This window comes from Nocardioides sp. AN3, assembly GCF_054653495.1.
In genome coordinates this window covers 1-468 of sequence record NZ_BAAIGC010000094.1, presented here as the reverse complement: position 1 = coordinate 468, position 468 = coordinate 1, and the positions used below count along the sequence as shown (strand labels likewise).

The 468-nt window shown below is 68.4% G+C and carries 1 protein-coding gene; it reads left to right on the top strand.

Going from position 1 to position 468, the window contains the following annotated elements; translation table 11 throughout:
• Nucleotides 1-468: ATP-binding protein (locus ACYQ1K_RS27945; protein WP_459986898.1), on the top strand; the 468-nt coding region annotated here is incomplete at both ends.

The window sequence follows — 468 nt, the reverse complement described above, 5'->3', positions numbered from 1 at the left end:
TGTGAGTTCCTGGTCGCCAAGGACGGCACCATCTCCTTCCTCGAGGTCAACACCCGCCTCCAAGTCGAACACTGCGTCTCCGAAGAGGTCACCGGCATCGACCTGGTCCGCGAGATGTTCCGCATCGCCGCCGGCGAGCCCCTGGGCTATGACGACCCCGAGATCCGCGGCCACGCCATCGAATACCGCATCAACGCCGAAGACGCCGGCCGCAACTTCATGCCCGCCCCCGGCACCCTGACCCAATGGGCACCCCCACACGGCCCCGGCGTCCGCGTCGACGGCGGCTACGAGCAGGGCGAGACCATCCCCGGCGCCTTCGACTCCCTCATCGCCAAGCTCATCATCACCGGCCGCGACCGCACCCAAGCCATCGAACGCTCCCGCCGCGCCCTGGCCGAGTTCACCGTCGACGGCATGCCCACCGTCATCGGTTTCCACCAAGCCGTCCTCACCGACCCCGCCTAC